The sequence below is a fragment of the Amycolatopsis rhabdoformis genome (assembly GCF_035918295.1).
GTDB lineage: Bacteria > Actinomycetota > Actinomycetes > Mycobacteriales > Pseudonocardiaceae > Amycolatopsis > Amycolatopsis rhabdoformis.
In genome coordinates this window covers 6350554-6365559 of the sequence record NZ_CP142149.1, presented here as the reverse complement: position 1 = coordinate 6365559, position 15006 = coordinate 6350554, and the positions used below count along the sequence as shown (strand labels likewise).

Here is a 15006-nt window from a genome sequence, read left to right as displayed (position 1 = left end):
CCCGGTCAGACCTGGCTGAGTTCGACCGCCGGGAACTCGACGCGCTGCGGTGCGGTCCCGGCCTGCAGCGCCCAGGCCTCACCGGTGCCCTGACCGGCGGCGATGGTCGCGACGGCAGCCGCGATCTCCTCCGGCGAGGCGACGGCGAGCCCGTTGGCCACGAGCGTGTCCTTGAGGCCGCCGATCATGCGCGTTTCCACGAAGCCCGGGCACACGGCGTTGAGGGTGATGCCCGAATCGGCGCAGGCCGGGGCGAGGGAGCGGACGAGGCCGATGATCGCGTGTTTGCTCGCGGAGTACACGGGATCGAACGTGGCCGGCGCGATGCCCGCGAGGCTGGCCGTGACCACGATCGCGCCGCCGCCGTGGGCCCGCAGGGCGGGGACGGCGGCGCGCAGGCCGAACATCGTGCCGTCGACGTTCACCGCCAGCGTGCGGCGGTAGCGGTCGAGATCGAAGTCGTCGAGGCCGCCCGCGCCGCCGGTGCCGGCGTTGAGGTGCACCACGTCGAGGCCGCCGTATTCGCGCACCGCGGTGGCCACGGCGGCTTCGTTGTCCTCGGCTCGCGTCACGTCCGTGCGCACGAACCGGCCCCCGACCTCGGCGGCGACCTCCTGGCCGGCGGCTTCGTCGAGGTCGGCCAGCACCACCTTCGCGCCTTCGGCGGCGAAGTGCCGCGCCACAGCGGCGCCGATGCCGTTGGCTCCTCCGGTGACCAGAACGACCGTCATGCCCGCACTTCCTCTCCGACTTCGGCCGCGATGGCGGCGGCCACGCTCTTGCGCCGGGCGTAGAGCCGGGTCGCGACCTCGAGCCCGAGATACACGGCCACGTACTGCAGCCCGCTGATCAACGGCACCCGGTCCACGGGCAGGGCGTAGGCCAGCAGCACCCGCACGCCGGCGTCGAGCACCAGCACCACGCCCCACATCGCGGTGGTCACGCGCAAAACGTGGCGGTAGGTGGGCGAGCCGAGCCAGTTGCGGGCCATGCGGTCGCGCGCTTCCTGGCCGAGGAACGACCGCAGCACCTGGTAGAGGAACGGGGTGCGCAGCAGCGTCGCGAGCATCCAGAGGCCGGCGGCCGCGGTCATCCAGCCGTCCTTGGCCAGCAGGAACCTCGGGCTGCCGGACAGGAACGACGTGGCGACGCTCAGCACCAGGATGCTCAGCGTGAACACCGCGAGCGTGTCCACGCGCCGCTTCGCCACGAGTGTCTGCACGGCGCGCACGGCCGGCGGCACGACACCCGCCAGCAGCGCCAGCCACTGGTTCACGCCCAGCGCGCGCAGGCCGTAGAAGAGCGCGGCCGGGGCGACGAGGTTGATGGCGAGGTTGAGGATCAGCTCCCGGCGCAGTTCCGGGGGAGCGGTGGGCTTTTCGGGAGGGGTGAGCGTGGTGGTCACAGTGCCTCGATTCGCGAACGGTCGCGGTGGCCCCAGGTCTTCACGAGCACGGCGACGCTGACGGCGACCAGAACGACCAGCGCGAGCCAGCCGATCCAGCTGCCGGTGGTGGTGAAGACGGTGCCCAGCGCCGGGTTCAGCACGCGGGCGGCGAGGAACAAGTACGCGAGCGGTCCCGTCGCGGCGAGCACGAGCACCGTGCCGGCGACGGCCGTCGCCGGTGTCCAGCGGCCGAGCCGCAGGTTCGCCACGGCCAGCGCGAGCGAAAGCACCACCACGGCCAGGAAGAACGGCACCCAGAACCCCCACAGCGCGGGGTCGAGCACCGGCACCCGCGCGCCGGACGCCGTGGTCACGAGCCAGGCCGAGCGCTGCCCGAACAGCGCCACCACGAGCACCACCGCCAGCACGATCCCACTGCCGAGCTCGGCCCCCGTGGTCGTGGCCGTGGCGTCGGACAACGGCAGCTGATCGGGTTTCCAGTCCTCGTCGGGTTCGCCGGTCTCGTGGTCCCCGCCGAACCGATCGACGAGTACATAAAGGACGGTCACGGCGGCGAACAGGTACACGGCGACGGTCACCGTGACCCCGAGTGGCGAAAACACCGCCGCGGCAGCGTTTTCGCCCCGCACCCAGTGCCCGATCCCGTTCACGATGTAGGCGATCGGCAGCACGGTGGCGCTCAGCAGCCGCAGCGCCCTCGCGTACTGCGGAAAGGTGGCCGGCCCGATCAGCACGGACGCCTTGTCCGCGTACCGCGTGGCCAGCCGCGCCGGGTCCCCGAGCTCGGCCAGCGCGGCGTACTCGGCCCGCCCCGGGCTCTCCCCGAGCGAAACCCTCCCCTCGACGTCATCGGCGATCGCGGCGCGCAACTCGCGGTCGATCTCCTGGCGGTGCTTGCCCGACACATGCCGCACCGTGGCGGCGACGTATCGGTCGGTGAGTGTGGTGCTCATGGTGTTCCCCCAGCTTGATGTGTGTGGTTCTGGTTCTGTGGTGGTCGTGCTTGGTGCTGCCCAGCGAGACGGCGGCTCGGCCTGATTGGCCGTGGTCGTCTTGGTCGGCTCAGTGGCGGCTGTCTTGGTCGTGGGGCCCTGGGGCGGGTCCGGTTCGGTCGTCGCTGTCACGGTCTGGCCTGCCTTGCCCGGCCTGGCCCGGTCGGATCAAGCCGGCCCGGGTTCAGTCGGATCAGGTCGGCCCGGGTCTGGCTTGGCCGGGCCAGTCGGGCCTGTCTTGCCCGGACCCGAGCCGGCCGGCTTTGGCCTGCTGAGCTCGGTCCGAGCCCGGCCCGGCTCTGGTGTGCCGGGCCCGGCCCGAGCCAGAGGCGGTCGGGCCGGTCGTGCTCAGGTGCTGCTTGGCCGAGCCTGTTTCTCCAGGTTCGGCTCGGTCGAGCCCGCCGAGCGCGGGCAGGATCCCGTCGGGTCTGTCTTGCCGGGTTCGCCGTGCCCCAGTACGGCTTGGCGCGGGCATGTCTAACCCGAGCCCGTCTCGGTCGCGTCCGTTCCGGCCGAGCCCGACTCGCTCGTCTCCGGCTCGGCCGCCTCCGCCGTCTCCATGTCGAGGCGGCCCAGTGCGGTGTCGATGGCTTGCCATTCCTTCTGCAGCTCCCGCGCGAGCCGCACTCCGTCGTGGCTGGTGCGGTAGAACTTGCGCGGCCGGGTGCCCGACGTGTCCCACTCGCTGGTCAGGAGGCCCTGGCCCTCCAGGCGGCGCAGGAGCGGGTAGAGCGTGTTCGCGGGGGCGGGCACCCCCGCGCGCTCCAGGGCGTCGAGCAGGCCGTAGCCGTATCCGGGCTTCTGCAGTGCCAGCAGGCTCGCCAGCACGACCGTGCCCCGCCACAGCTCCTGCCGATGCGCGTCCAGCAAGTCGGTGTCTTTCACGTTGACCACGATAGTGTGTGAGACACAGTATCGTCAACCGGCAATGCTGTGCGGGGCGTTAGGGTGTACCAGGGAGGGGTCCGCTGAGGGGGACGCGGGCGTGCCGAGACGAACGCGGCGAGCGGCGAAGCTCGCGGCGTTCAGGATCAGTTCAGGAAACGTTCAACCGGCGAGGTGTCGCTCACCGGGAAGCTCGCGTCAAACGCGAAAGATCTTCTACCCCAACGCAATCGACGCCGGCCTCAGTCCACAACGGACCGCCGGGGCGAGAGGGGGGGCAGGGAGGAGAAAACAACCCCGGACACGCCGAAGGGCCGGTACCGAAACAGCTCGGTACCGGCCCTCACGACGTTCCGCGGGAGGACTTGTTCAGTCCTGGTGAGGTGCGGCGCACCCGGGTGCGGGTGGTTTCACCTCGGTTGTTACGCTCGAACCGGATGGGTGTCGCCCCAAGTCGCAGGCGGAGGGGACGCAAAGGTCCCCTGCAACTGATTTCCAGTTCGGATGGGTGGTGCTTATCTGAGCCTCAGGCTCAGGCGATGGTACGCGTGCCGATCTGCGTACGGCGGCGCTTGAGCGCGCGTCGCTCGTCTTCGCTCATGCCGCCCCACACGCCGGCGTCCTGGCCGCTGGCCAGAGCCCAGGCCAGGCAGTCGGAAGCGACGGTGCAGCGGTGGCACACGGCCTTCGCCTCGGAGACCTGCAGCAGAGCCGGACCGCTGGTTCCCACCGGGAAGAACAGCTCGGGGTCCTCGTCTCGGCAGGACGCGTCGTGGCGCCAGTCCATGTTCGTGAGCTCCTTCATATGGCGCGGGAAGGCCGCGCCACAGTCGTCAATGGCGGTCGTGTTTTTGGGTGCTTGTGAATGCTTTCACGAAGCACCGCGTTCGACAAGGGTTTCCCGAAGATCGGTGAGTCAGCTCACCCGGCCGAGCGACGCCTCTGACCTGCGGTTTCTGTCCGAAACTGACCGCGCGGCGCGAGCGCGATGCGGTGAGCGGAGGTTCTGCGTCGACGAGCGGCAAGATGCACTTTGCCGCAGGCGATCAGTGGTCGAACCGTCACACGATTACTGTCAGTGCATCCGGCACGCTGTGGAATTCCACTCGCGTCCGCTGCCCGACGAGGTCGCCGTCGACCTGGAAGTTCACCGGCTCAGCTGCGTCGATGCGGATCATCGGCACGTCGTCGTGGCGCACCAGGTGCCGTCCGTGTTGGTCGCTCTTCGTGAGCAAAGCTTGGCGTACATGAGTGAACACGGTGGGCAACCGCATACCGTTCAACGCGAAAAGGCCCAATCCACCCTCGAACGAGCAACCCGAGTTGAGATGCACCGCGCGTTCACCCAGGTAGGTCCACGGATCGGTGTTGGACACGAACGCGGTCACCACCTCGGTGGGTTCCTCGCCCGGGATCCGCACCGTGAGGGCCGGCCGGCCCAGCGGCGGCCGGAAGTAGGAGCGCACCGCCGCGCGCATATAGAGCGACGCACTCGTTTCCTTGCCCCGCCGCTTCGCGACGCGGCCCACCACGTCGGCGTCCCAGCCGAGCCCGGCGTTGAAGGTGAACCAGTGCCCGTCGGCGAGGCCGAGGCCGATGCGCCGGCGCCGGTCGTTCTCCAGCGCGTTCAGCAGCTGGTGCGTGGCTTCCACCGGATCCACGGGCAGGCCGAGGGCGCGCGCGAACACGTTGGCCGAGCCGCCCGGGACCACACCGAGCATCGGCACGCAGCCGAGATCGCCGGGTTCGCCGGTGGAATCGGCGAGCAGACCGTTGACGACCTCGTTGACCGTGCCGTCACCGCCGTGCGCCACCACCAGGTCGAAGCCGTCGCGGGCCGCCGAGCGGGCCACGGCCATCGCGTGGCCGCGGTAGTCCGTCTCGACGATGTCGAGCTTCACCTGGCTGGCCAGCGCGTGCGCGAGCACGTCCCGGCCACCGGCGGTGGTCGAGGTGGCCTGCGGGTTCACGACGAGGATGGCGCGCACTTCCGCCAGCGTAGGTGACGTTCGCCCGGCTGGACGACCTTCGACGGCACATGGTGACGCGAAGCTCAGCACGGTGACCGGCGCCGGAGAGACCCGCCGGCGCGGCATCGGGAGGTGCGCCAGTACTGCGTCCGGTGACCCTGTGGCGGGCGATCCTCCCTTGCGTACGGCGAACATCCGCTCGTCGTGACAAGTGCACCCGGGCCGACCGCCCGCTCATCGACGACAACCCCGATTTTCACGTGCCCGGCGCCCCGCGAAAACGGCCGACCGGGTGGCATACGATCGAAAGCGCTCACCCACCGTGACCCGCGCAGGTCGGGTCGCTGTGCTCCCGCAAAGCAGCTTGGAAGGCCGCACCCGTGTCGCTCCCCGAGGACCAGCCGCCCACCCCGTTCGAGGTCCGCCTCGCCGGGATCCTCACCGCGCTGCCCGGGCTCGGGCTGCTGGTGCTCGGCGTCGTGATCCTCGTACGCGGCCTGCAGGAGCCCTCGCAGCCGGGCAACAACATCTGGGCCGAGTTCGGCACCTACGCCGTGCTGGCGCTCGCGTTCCTGGCCGCCTCGGCCGGGCTCGTGCTCGGCCGGCAGTGGGCGCGCTCGCCCGGCGTCGTGGTGGCGCTGATGCTGATGGGCGTGGGCTGGTACGTGCTCGGCCCGTCCGGCCAGCCCGCATGGGGCGTGCCGATCGGTGTGTGCGGCCTCGCGGCGCTCGTGCTGCTGTTCCGCCGCCCGGCGCGCGCGTGGGCGCTCGGCCTGCGCGAAGGTGAGACCGAGGAAGAAGCCGCCGAACGCGGTGGTCTCGCCGGGCGCCGAGCCGAGCGCGAGCAGCACGAACAGCACGAGCAAGACTGAGCGACTAGGCCTCCGTGGCCAGCGCCTTCAGCGGTGCGTCCGTGAGCCGGTACGTGGTCCACTCGTCCTGCGGCAGCGCGCCCAGCGCCCGGTAGAACCCCACGGCCGGGTTCCAGTTCAGCACCGCCCACTCGAGCCGCTCGTAACCCTGCTCCACGCACTCGGCGGCCAGCGCCGCCAGCAGCGCCTTGCCCAGGCCCGAGCCGCGCAGCTCCTGGCGCACGTAGAGGTCTTCCAGGTAGATGCCGTGCACGCCGCGCCAGGTCGAGAAACTCAGGAACCACAGCGTGAACCCGGCGACCTGGCCGTCGACCTCCGCCACGTGGCCGAACAACGCCGGCGCGGGACCGAACAACGCCTTGTGCAGCTGCGGTGCTTTCAGGTGGCACTCTTCGGGCATGCGCTCGAACTCGGCCAGCGCGTAGACCAGTTCGACGACGGCGTCGACGTCTTCGGGGCGGATCCGCCGCACTCTCGGGTCGGACATGGGTTCAGCCTTCCAGCGCGGGCAGGAGGTTCAGGTGTTCGAGCTGCGGCTCGCCGCGCTCGTCGCCGAGCACCGCGATGCCGGCCGGGTCGAGTCCGAAGTGGACTCCCGCCGTGGAGGACAAGCGCACCCAGCGCGCCACGAGCACGCGGCTGAAGTGCCCGTGGCCCACCAGGACCACGTCGCCGTTGTCGATTTCGCGTCGCGCGCGGTCGAGGACCTTGTCGGCGCGCGCGGCCACGTCGGCCGCGCTCTCGCCGCCCGGGATCTCGTGCGTCCACACGGTCCAGCCCGGGTCGGTTTCGCGGATCTTCGGCGTGGTGAGGCCTTCGTAGTCGCCGTAGTCCCACTCGGCGAGGTCTTCGGTGATCTCGTCCACGCGCAGGCCGGCGAGCTCGGCCGTGCGCTTGGCGCGTTCGCGCGGGCTGGAGATCACGAGCTTGGGGCCGCCGAGCAGGGTGCGCAGGGTGCCGCCCGCCGCGCGCGCCTGGTCCTCACCCGCCGCCGTGAGCGGGATGTCGGTGCGCCCGGTGTGCCTGCCGTTGACGGACCACTCGGTCTGGCCGTGCCTGAGGAGGAAGAGACGGTGTGCCACGAGCCCGAATATAGCCCCGCCTCCGTTTGCGAGCAGGTCGCGCTCCATGCTTGTCTACTCGCGAGTAGGTAACAGGGGAGGCGACCGTGGGCATGAACCCGACGTACGCGATGTGGCGCCGGCTGGCCGGCAAACCCGGCGGTAAGCAGCTGTTTTCCGCCGCGATGTGCCTCCGCGTGCCCTACTTCGGGACGGTGCTGCCGTCGGTGCGGCAGCTGCGTCCGGGGCACTGCACGGTCGCCGCGCCGAAGTGGTGGGGTGTCCACAACCACATTCGGACCTTTCACGCGATCGCCGCGTGCAACCTCGCGGAGATCGCGATGGGTCTGCTCGCCGAGGCGACCGTGCCGCCGTCGCACCGCTGGCTGCCCAAGGGGATGGAGGTGCGCTACCTCGCGAAGGCGACCACGGGGCTGCGGGCCGTGGCCGAGCTGCCGGAGCACCCCGAGTTCGGCGACGAGGGGTTCGACCTCCCGGTGCCGGTGCGGATCCTCGACGCGCACGGCACGACGGTCGTGGAAGCGACAATCACGATCTGGGTCACGCGCCGGAAATAGCGAGACCGGGGTCACCGGCAATTGACCCGCCCGGGTGAAACTTAACGCCGTTTACTGGGCCGATGCGAATACTGCTCATTTCCGGTCTTGTCAGCTCCGGAACCGCGACGACACCATGCAACGCATGCCAGCCCTGACGCGCCGCCGTTTCCTCGGCCTCGCCGCGCTGAACACCGCCGCGGCCTTCGGGCTGACCGGGATTTCCACCGCCGCCGCCCGCGCCGCCACGAGTGCGCCCCTGCCTGACTATTCGCCCGCCGTGATCATCGGCACCGGTTACGGCGCCGCGGCCACCGCGTTGCGCCTCGGTGAAGCCGGCGTGCCCACGCTGATGCTGGAAATGGGGCAGCTGTGGCACGACCCGGGCCCCGACGGCAAGGTCTTCTGCCAGATGCTCAACCCTGACCAGCGGTCCATGTGGTTCAAGAACCGCACGCAGGCGCCGCTCGCGTCGTTCCTGTGGCTCGACATCGCCAACCGCGACATCAAGCCGTACGCCGGGGTGCTCGACCGCGTGAACTACGGCGACATGTCGGTGTACCTCGGCCGCGGCGTCGGCGGTGGCTCGCTGGTGAATGGCGCCATGGCAGTGACGCCGAAACGGTCGTACTTCGAGGAAATCCTGCCGCGCGTGAACGCCGACGAGATGTACGGCAAGTACTTCCCGCGGGCGCGGGCCGGGCTCGGCGTGAACTCGGTGGACGAGCAGTGGTTCGAGACCTGCCGCTCGTACCAGTACGCGCGCGTTTCCCGCAAAGCCGCGCAGAAAGCCGGGTTCTCGACGACGTTCGTGCCCAGTGTCTACGACTTCTCCTACCTGCGACAGGAAGAGGCCGGCACTGTCGAACGCTCCGCGCTCGCCTCGGAAGTCATCTACGGCAACAACCACGGCAAGCGTTCGCTCGACAAGTCCTACCTCGCGGCCGCACTCGGCACGGGCCACGTGACGATCCAGACGCTGCACGAGGTGCGCGAGATCATCCACCAGCCCGACGGGAGCTACACGCTGGTGGTGCGCGAAATCGACCCGTCCGGCGCGGTGGTCGCGACCAAACACGTGAGCACGAAGCACCTCTTCCTCGGCGCCGGCAGCGTCGGGTCCACCGAATTGCTGGTGCGGGCCAGGGAAACCGGCCGGCTGCCGGACCTGCCCGACGCGGTGGGGCAGGGCTGGGGCACCAATGGCAACGTGATGCTCGGGCGCGCCAACCACGTGTGGGACACCACGGGCAGCCTGCAGTCCGGCATGCCCGCGCTTGGCATCGACAACTGGAACGACCCCGTGCACCCGGTGTTCGCGGAGATCGCGCCGGTGCCGGCCGGACTCGAGACGTGGGTGAGCCTCTACCTCGCCATCACGAAGAACCCGGAACGTGGGCACTTCACTTACGATGTGGCTTCGGATTCCGCGAAACTCCAGTGGACGGCCGCGCAGGGCCAGCCGTCGATCGACGCGGCGAAGGCCATGTTCGACAAGATCAACTCCGCCAACGTCACCATCTACCGCTACGACCTCTTCGGCGACACCCGTCCGTTCGAGAACCGCTTCACCTACCACCCGCTCGGCGGGCTCGTGCTCGGCGACGCCACCGACGACTACGGACGCGTGAAGGGCTACCGGAACCTGTATGTGACCGACGGCTCGCTGATCCCGGGCAGCACCGGCGTGAACCCGTTCGTGACGATCACCGCGCTGGCCGAGCGGAACGTGGAACGCGTGCTGGCGGAGGACGTGCTGGCCTGAGGGCTCAAGTGCCGAGCTCGGCGAGCGCGGTCACGAAGCCGTCGGCGCGCTCGCCGAGCCCGCCGAAGAACCGCGCGTCGGCGTCTTCCACGTCGTGCAGGGCTTTCGCCACGAGCTTCGAGCCCGCTTCGGTGAGCTGCAGCCGTTTCGCGCGCGCATCGGCGGGATCGTCGGCGCGCGTGAGCAGGCCGCGGTCGGCGAGTTTGCGCACGACCTGGCTGGTCATCATCGTGTCCGTGCCGGCCTGCTCGGCGAGCTGCCGCTGCGTGGGCGGCTCACCGGAGCGCGTGAGCCACCAGGTGGTGGTGAGCAGCACGAACTGGACGTGCGTGAGGTCGTGCGGCGCCAGCGCGGCGCGCATCACGCGCTGCCAGGCCAGCGTCACGCGCCAGAGCAGGAAGCCGGGACTCGCGTCGGGGCTGGGCAGGCGCGACTCGGGGGCGGTCATGCCCGCAAGGATGCCTCGGCCAGCCGGGCGAGCGCGCGCATGGCGTCGGCCGTGTCCTCGGTCACGGCCGGGCCCAGCTCGGCCGGCCCGTCCACGGTGACGCGGTAGGTGATGCGGGTGCCGCCTGCGGTCTCGTCGAGCCGGTGCTCGAACACGAGCGTGGCGTCGGGCAGGCGGGTCTCGTCGGTGAACGCCCGCCCTTCCTCGACGGCGGTGAGCGTGAACGGGATCGGCGGCCGGTCCGGCATGGTCATGGTGCCGCTGGTCCCCGGCCTGAACGGGCCGCTCAGCTCGACTTCGTGCAGGCCGATGTCCCATTCGGGCCAGCGTGCCGTGTCCGTCCATAGTGGCCAGACGGCGGACGCGGGCGCGGTGGTGGTCTCGGTGTGCTCGTACTCGTAATGTGCCATGCGGGCATACTATATGTGCGCATACTAAATCGGCAACCGGCGAACCGGCGGAACTGATGAGCCGTGGCTCGGCGCGTGTCGAACTCAGTGGTGCGCCGAGCGCAGCTTCTCGTAGAACGCCGTGCAGTCCGCGTACGACGGCAGCAGCCCCTGCGCTTCGGCCTCCGCGAGCGTGGGTGCGGAACCGTCCTTTTCGGACACGATCGGCGTGAGGTCCGCGGGCCACGGCAGGTCGAGGGCGGGGTCGAGCGGGCTGATGCCGTGCTCGCCGGTCGGGTTGTACGGCTCGGAGCACAGGTAGGCCATCGCCGTGCCGTCTTCGAGCGCGACGAACGCGTGGCCCAGGCCTTCGGCCACGTACACGGCGCGGAAGTCCTTGGCGTCGAGCAGGACCGCGTCCCACTGGCCGAAGGTGGGGGAGCCCACGCGGACGTCGACGATCACGTCGAGCAGCGAGCCGGCCGGGCAGTAGACGTATTTCGCCTGGCCCGGCGGTACGTCGGCGAAGTGCACGCCGCGGATCGTGCCGCGGCGGGAGACGCTGTGGTTGGTCTGACCCACTCGCATCGGGTGCCCGGTGGCGCTCAGCAGCGCCTCTTCCTGGAACGGCGCCACGAAGAGCCCACGCTCGTCGGGGAACGCGCGGGGGGTGAACTCGTAGGCGTCGGCGACCTTCAGCGGGCGGAATTGCATGCCGTCACCTTATCGAGTGCGGCGCGGGCCGAATGGGCGGTGGTCGTGATCACTGAATCGGTTCGGAAGAATCAACAAAACCGGACGGACGTCTTGGGAATGGCTGAATTTCTGCCGTTTTCCTCGGGAACCACCCGGAATCTGTGACATGAGCCGCACCGAGGGTTCGCCGTGCGTGGGGGGCCTGTCATGATTGACGGACCGCAGCGTCCGCGGCCATTAACCACACCCCACGGATCGAATGGCCGATGTGACGCCTCGCCGACAGGCCGGCGCTACCGCGCTGGGCTGCCGTCCGGAGGACGAGTTCCACGGGAATCGGGTGCGCCTTCGCCCGGTACCGGTGGTCCCCCGCTCGCAGTCCCAGGAGTAACCCAGTGACACAGATCCACCCCGCGAGTTCCGCGTTCGCCGAGGGGCGCACGCAGGAAACGACGACAGGAACCCCGATGACCGACCAGGCCACCACCGCGCCCGTGACGGACGCCGAGATCTTCACCGGGCACGAGGGCGGCAAGCTCTCCGTGGCGGCCACCCGGCCCATCTCCGACCCGCGTGACCTCGCGATCGCCTACACGCCCGGCGTGGCGAAGGTGAGCCGCGCGATCGCCGAGGACGCCGCCCAGGCGAAGCGGTACACCTGGGCCGACCGTCTCGTGGTGGTCGTCAGCGACGGCACGGCGGTGCTCGGCCTCGGCGACATCGGCGCGAGCGCGTCGCTGCCCGTCATGGAGGGCAAGTCGGTGCTGTTCAAGACGTTCGGCGGCCTCGACTCGATCCCACTGGTGCTCGACACCACCGACGTCGACGAGATCGTGGAGACGCTGGTGCGCCTGCGGCCCTCGTATGGCGCGGTGAACCTCGAAGACGTTTCCGCGCCGCGGTGCTTCGAGCTCGAGGACAAGCTCAAGGCGGCGCTCGACTGCCCGGTGATGCACGACGACCAGCACGGCACCGCGATCGTCACGCTCGCCGCGCTGCGCGGGGCGAACCTGGTGCTCGACCGCGCGATCGCCGACCAGCGCGTGGTGATCTCGGGTGCGGGCGCGGCGGGGGTGGCCTGCGCGAAGATCCTGATCGAGGCCGGTGTCGGCGACGTGACCGTGCTGGACTCGCGCGGCATCATCCACTCCGGACGCGACGGGCTCAACCCGATCAAGCAGGAGCTGGCCTCGCGGACCAACTCCTCGGGCCTCACAGGCGGTCTCGCCGACGCGCTCAAGGGCGCCGACGTGTTCCTCGGCCTGTCGAGCTCGAAGGTCGACCCCGAGCTGCTGGCCGGGATGGCCGACGCGCCGATCGTGTTCGCACTGTCCAACCCGGACCCGGAGATCCACCCGGCCGACGCGGCGCGCTACGCGGCGATCGTGGCCACCGGCCGCAGTGACTTCCCCAACCAGATCAACAACGTGCTGGCCTTCCCGGGCGTCTTCCGCGGCGCCCTGGACGCCGGTGCGCGCGCGATCACCGAGAACATGAAGCTGGCCGCCGCCGACGCCATCGTCGCCGTGGCGACCGACGACCTCGGCCCCGACCGCATCGTGCCGAGCGCGCTCGACCCGCGCGTGGCCCCGGAGGTCGCGGCGGCCGTCGCGAAGGCCGCGGTGGCCGACGGCGTGGCCGGCTGAGCTCGTTTCGCTGCCGAAGAGGCTCCCCGCGCCGGGTGTGCGCGGGGAGCCTTCTTCGTTCCCGGACGGACCTTGCGCCGGTGCGCGCCACGACCGCGTGGGCCGGCGCCGCGCTACAAGAGCGCCATGACGATCGCACTCGGCCGGTACGGCAGCCGGCAGCCGGCGGCCACGACCACCCCCGAGTAGGCGCGGGAGATCGAACGGCTCGGGTTCCCGACCCTGTGGGCCGCCGGCGCATCGACGGACCTCGCCGGCCTCACCGAGCTCCTCGAAGCGACCTCGACGCTGGTGATCGGCACCAGCATCGTGAACATCCGGGCCGGTGAGCCGACGGTCGCCGCCGCCGCGTACCACGCGCTCGCCGACCGGTTCCCGGGCCGGTTCTGGCTCGGGCTCGGCGCGGGCCACCCCGAGCACACACCGGCGTTCGCCAAGCCGCTCGCCGCGATGAACACCTACCTCGACGCACTCGACGAGGCCGGGGTGCCGGTCGAAGGCCGCGCTCTCGCCGCGCTCGGCCCGAAGATGCTGGCGCTGGCGGCCACCCGAACCGGCGGCGCGGTGCCCTACCTCGTGCCGCCCGCGCACAGTTCGCCGGCCCGCACCGCGCTCGGCCCCTCGGCGCTGCTGGCGCCGGCGATGAAGGTGGTGCTCGACACCGATTCCGCGCGCGCCCGCGCCACCGTCCGCCCGCGCATCGAGAACCCGACCCTGCGCCTGGTCAACTACACGACCAACCTCCGCCGGTTCGGCTTCACCGACGCCGACCTGAGCGGTGGCGGCAGCGACCGCCTGATCGACGCCCTCGTCGCGGCGGAGCTGTTCTAACGCAGCAGCTCCCCGAGCCGGTGGCGCGGCACGTCCACGAGCCGCAGGTCGGTGAGGTCGGCCGGGACGTCGAGGGACACGTTGGCCAACCGGGCGTGGGCGCGGGTGAGGATCTCCGACGGGTCGGGCACGGCGTCGGCGGTGACCACGGCGTGGCGGTTGTCCGGGGTGCTCCGCAGGAAGCGCAGGCGGTACTTGCTGGCCACGAGGTCGGTGAGCGCGGCCTGTGACGCGGCGTCGGCGAGGTCCGGGTGGTTGTTGGGCACGAGCAGCGCCAGGCGGTGGGCGTTGGTGCCGAGCAGGGTGCGCAGCAGCCACGGGCCGGGATCGGCCGTGAGGTCCATGGCCACGGCGTCGCCTTCGGGACCGGACATGGACCAGTCGACGGGCCGAGTCTCCAGCGCGAGGCCGCCTTCGGAGGCGATGTCCCGCAACGCCGTGAGCAGCGCGGGTTTGGTGCCGGTGGCCTCCACGGACTGCGGGCCGTGGGTGTAGATCGCCGACTTTCCCTTGCTGCGGCCGGTTTTGCGGGCCTTGGCAGTGGGCTGGCACACGTACAGGTCGGCGGCGGCGCCGATGGCCTGGGCGCCGTCGTAGCGGTTGAAGTCGGGCAGGATCGCCTCGAAGGTGAGGCCGAGCGTGGCGAGTGAACGCTGCACCTGGGCGCCGAGCGCGGGGTGGCGGGGGCTGTAGCCGTAGGCCAGCAGCACGCGCCCGTCTGTCGGCTCGCGCAGGGCCTGCACGGCGCGCGCGGCGAAGAGCCCCATGCCGTCCGGCGTGTACGGCGGGTCGCTGAACACGAGGTCCGCGCGGCCGGTGACGGCGGGCGGCAGGCCCACGCGCAGGTCGGCGTGGGCGGTGGCGACGCGCCGGCCGCTCGTGGTGTCCAGGTAGGACAGAACCCGTTCGTCGAGGTCCACCACGGTCAGCTCGGCCTCGGGGCACACGGCGTGCACGGCCAGCGACGTGAGGTCGTGGTCGCCGAGGAAGAGCAGGCGCGAGCGGCGCAGGTCGTAGCGGGCGTTCAGCCACAAAGCGCGCCGCAGCACCGTCTCGGGCGTCGCCTGCACGTGGTCGAGCGCGGCGAGCGGCGCGGGCACGCCGGCGACCCAGCCGGAGATCTCGCCGAGCAGCTCGGCGTGCGCGGCCACGGCGTCGTCGAGCGGATCGGGCAGGCGCGGCAGCCGGTACGACTCGTACGCGGGCAGCGCGGCCGGGGCGATCCGGACACCGGCGGCCGAACGTTCCAGATCGCTCTCCAGTGCGGTGAGCACGTCTTCGACGCTGCGCCGGGGCGCCGCGGCCAGCCGCACCAGATCGGCGAGCTCGCGCGGACCCGTGCGGAGCAGGTCGAGCACCTCGTACAGCGGGCGGACGCCGGCGCCGTGCGCGGTCAGGACGTCGTCGAGAGCGGTCACGGGCGTCCAGAGTAACGGGCCACTGTGCGGGAAGAGCTGCCAAGCCCCGTCGAGTGGGCTACGGTCGA

Annotated in this window: 17 protein-coding genes; 5 read left to right on the top strand and 12 right to left on the bottom strand. The window is 70.8% G+C overall.

Annotated elements, in window-relative coordinates; genetic code table 11:
- Nucleotides 1-5: 5 nt before the first annotated feature.
- From VSH64_RS29200 to VSH64_RS29175, 6 genes are all read right to left on the bottom strand, one after another.
- A complete protein-coding gene (locus tag VSH64_RS29200; RefSeq protein WP_326565935.1) occupies nucleotides 6-731 on the bottom strand; it encodes an SDR family NAD(P)-dependent oxidoreductase in 726 nt (241 codons plus the stop codon).
- Nucleotides 728-1405 (bottom strand): VC0807 family protein, encoded by a 678-nt coding sequence (locus VSH64_RS29195; RefSeq protein WP_326565934.1) that lies wholly within the window; start codon nucleotides 1403-1405, stop codon nucleotides 728-730. Before VSH64_RS29195 ends, VSH64_RS29200 begins: the two co-directional genes overlap by 4 nt.
- Nucleotides 1402-2361, bottom strand: coding sequence for a permease prefix domain 1-containing protein (locus tag VSH64_RS29190; RefSeq protein ID WP_326565933.1), 960 nt, complete (start codon nucleotides 2359-2361; stop codon nucleotides 1402-1404). Before VSH64_RS29190 ends, VSH64_RS29195 begins: the two co-directional genes overlap by 4 nt.
- A gap of 516 nt (nucleotides 2362-2877) precedes the next feature.
- The gene (locus VSH64_RS29185; protein WP_326565931.1) at nucleotides 2878-3285 is read right to left on the bottom strand and encodes a PadR family transcriptional regulator; all 408 of its coding nucleotides are present in this window, start codon (nucleotides 3283-3285) and stop codon (nucleotides 2878-2880) included.
- 532 nt (nucleotides 3286-3817) lie between these two features.
- Nucleotides 3818-4072 (bottom strand): WhiB family transcriptional regulator, encoded by a 255-nt coding sequence (locus tag VSH64_RS29180; RefSeq protein WP_220247091.1) that lies wholly within the window; start codon nucleotides 4070-4072, stop codon nucleotides 3818-3820.
- Nucleotides 4073-4346: 274 nt separating this feature from the next.
- Entirely contained in the window at nucleotides 4347-5273 is a 927-nt protein-coding gene (locus tag VSH64_RS29175) for a diacylglycerol/lipid kinase family protein (RefSeq protein WP_326565930.1), read from the bottom strand.
- A gap of 362 nt (nucleotides 5274-5635) precedes the next feature.
- Here VSH64_RS29175 and VSH64_RS29170 point away from each other — a divergent pair, with 362 nt between their 5' ends.
- On the top strand, nucleotides 5636-6127 hold the full coding sequence (locus tag VSH64_RS29170) for a hypothetical protein (protein ID WP_326565929.1): 492 nt from the start codon (nucleotides 5636-5638) through the stop codon (nucleotides 6125-6127).
- Nucleotides 6128-6131: 4 nt separating this feature from the next.
- On the opposite strand, the gene VSH64_RS29165 is transcribed toward VSH64_RS29170, so the two are convergent.
- Together VSH64_RS29165 and VSH64_RS29160 are read right to left on the bottom strand one after the other, a co-directional pair.
- Nucleotides 6132-6614 (bottom strand): GNAT family N-acetyltransferase, encoded by a 483-nt coding sequence (locus tag VSH64_RS29165; RefSeq protein ID WP_326565928.1) that lies wholly within the window; start codon nucleotides 6612-6614, stop codon nucleotides 6132-6134.
- A gap of 4 nt (nucleotides 6615-6618) precedes the next feature.
- Nucleotides 6619-7209, bottom strand: coding sequence for an acid phosphatase (locus VSH64_RS29160; RefSeq protein WP_326565927.1), 591 nt, complete (start codon nucleotides 7207-7209; stop codon nucleotides 6619-6621).
- 92 nt (nucleotides 7210-7301) lie between these two features.
- Here VSH64_RS29160 and VSH64_RS29155 point away from each other — a divergent pair, with 92 nt between their 5' ends.
- On the top strand, nucleotides 7302-7766 hold the full coding sequence (locus tag VSH64_RS29155) for a hotdog fold domain-containing protein (protein WP_407655691.1): 465 nt from the start codon (nucleotides 7302-7304) through the stop codon (nucleotides 7764-7766).
- Between the two features lie 124 nt (nucleotides 7767-7890).
- Nucleotides 7891-9510 (top strand): GMC oxidoreductase, encoded by a 1620-nt coding sequence (locus tag VSH64_RS29150; RefSeq protein WP_326565925.1) that lies wholly within the window; start codon nucleotides 7891-7893, stop codon nucleotides 9508-9510.
- Between the two features lie 4 nt (nucleotides 9511-9514).
- On the opposite strand, the gene VSH64_RS29145 is transcribed toward VSH64_RS29150, so the two are convergent.
- From VSH64_RS29145 to VSH64_RS29135, 3 genes are all read right to left on the bottom strand, one after another.
- A complete protein-coding gene (locus VSH64_RS29145) occupies nucleotides 9515-9958 on the bottom strand; it encodes a MarR family winged helix-turn-helix transcriptional regulator (protein WP_326565924.1) in 444 nt (147 codons plus the stop codon).
- A complete protein-coding gene (locus tag VSH64_RS29140) occupies nucleotides 9955-10368 on the bottom strand; it encodes an SRPBCC family protein (RefSeq protein ID WP_326565923.1) in 414 nt (137 codons plus the stop codon). Before VSH64_RS29140 ends, VSH64_RS29145 begins: the two co-directional genes overlap by 4 nt.
- 84 nt (nucleotides 10369-10452) lie before the next feature.
- A complete protein-coding gene (locus VSH64_RS29135; RefSeq protein ID WP_326565922.1) occupies nucleotides 10453-11061 on the bottom strand; it encodes a dTDP-4-dehydrorhamnose 3,5-epimerase family protein in 609 nt (202 codons plus the stop codon).
- Between the two features lie 449 nt (nucleotides 11062-11510).
- Here VSH64_RS29135 and VSH64_RS29130 point away from each other — a divergent pair, with 449 nt between their 5' ends.
- Nucleotides 11511-12689 (top strand): NAD(P)-dependent malic enzyme, encoded by a 1179-nt coding sequence (locus VSH64_RS29130; RefSeq protein ID WP_326838049.1) that lies wholly within the window; start codon nucleotides 11511-11513, stop codon nucleotides 12687-12689.
- Nucleotides 12690-12887: 198 nt separating this feature from the next.
- Complete coding sequence (locus VSH64_RS29125) at nucleotides 12888-13520, top strand: TIGR03620 family F420-dependent LLM class oxidoreductase (protein WP_326838048.1); 633 nt, start codon at nucleotides 12888-12890, stop codon at nucleotides 13518-13520.
- Here the strand turns inward: VSH64_RS29125 and VSH64_RS29120 are convergent.
- Entirely contained in the window at nucleotides 13517-14938 is a 1422-nt protein-coding gene (locus VSH64_RS29120) for a bis-aminopropyl spermidine synthase family protein (protein WP_326565921.1), read from the bottom strand. The two genes, VSH64_RS29125 and VSH64_RS29120, sit on opposite strands and share 4 nt — an antisense overlap.
- Nucleotides 14939-15006 lie beyond the last annotated feature (68 nt).

Excerpts from the sequence above, each read along its gene's own strand:
- VSH64_RS29190 (WP_326565933.1), bottom strand. The coding sequence starts at position 2,361 with ATGAGCACCACACTCACCGACCGATACGTCGCCGCCACGGTGCGGCAT.
- VSH64_RS29155 (WP_407655691.1), top strand. The coding sequence starts at position 7,302 with ATGAACCCGACGTACGCGATGTGGCGCCGGCTGGCCGGCAAACCCGGC.
- VSH64_RS29135 (WP_326565922.1), bottom strand. The coding sequence starts at position 11,061 with ATGCAATTCCGCCCGCTGAAGGTCGCCGACGCCTACGAGTTCACCCCC.
- VSH64_RS29165 (WP_326565928.1), bottom strand. The coding sequence starts at position 6,614 with ATGTCCGACCCGAGAGTGCGGCGGATCCGCCCCGAAGACGTCGACGCC.
- VSH64_RS29140 (WP_326565923.1), bottom strand. The coding sequence starts at position 10,368 with ATGGCACATTACGAGTACGAGCACACCGAGACCACCACCGCGCCCGCG.
- VSH64_RS29145 (WP_326565924.1), bottom strand. The coding sequence starts at position 9,958 with ATGACCGCCCCCGAGTCGCGCCTGCCCAGCCCCGACGCGAGTCCCGGC.
- VSH64_RS29130 (WP_326838049.1), top strand. The coding sequence starts at position 11,511 with ATGACCGACCAGGCCACCACCGCGCCCGTGACGGACGCCGAGATCTTC.
- VSH64_RS29180 (WP_220247091.1), bottom strand. The coding sequence starts at position 4,072 with ATGGACTGGCGCCACGACGCGTCCTGCCGAGACGAGGACCCCGAGCTG.
- VSH64_RS29150 (WP_326565925.1), top strand. The coding sequence starts at position 7,891 with ATGCCAGCCCTGACGCGCCGCCGTTTCCTCGGCCTCGCCGCGCTGAAC.
- VSH64_RS29200 (WP_326565935.1), bottom strand. The coding sequence starts at position 731 with ATGACGGTCGTTCTGGTCACCGGAGGAGCCAACGGCATCGGCGCCGCT.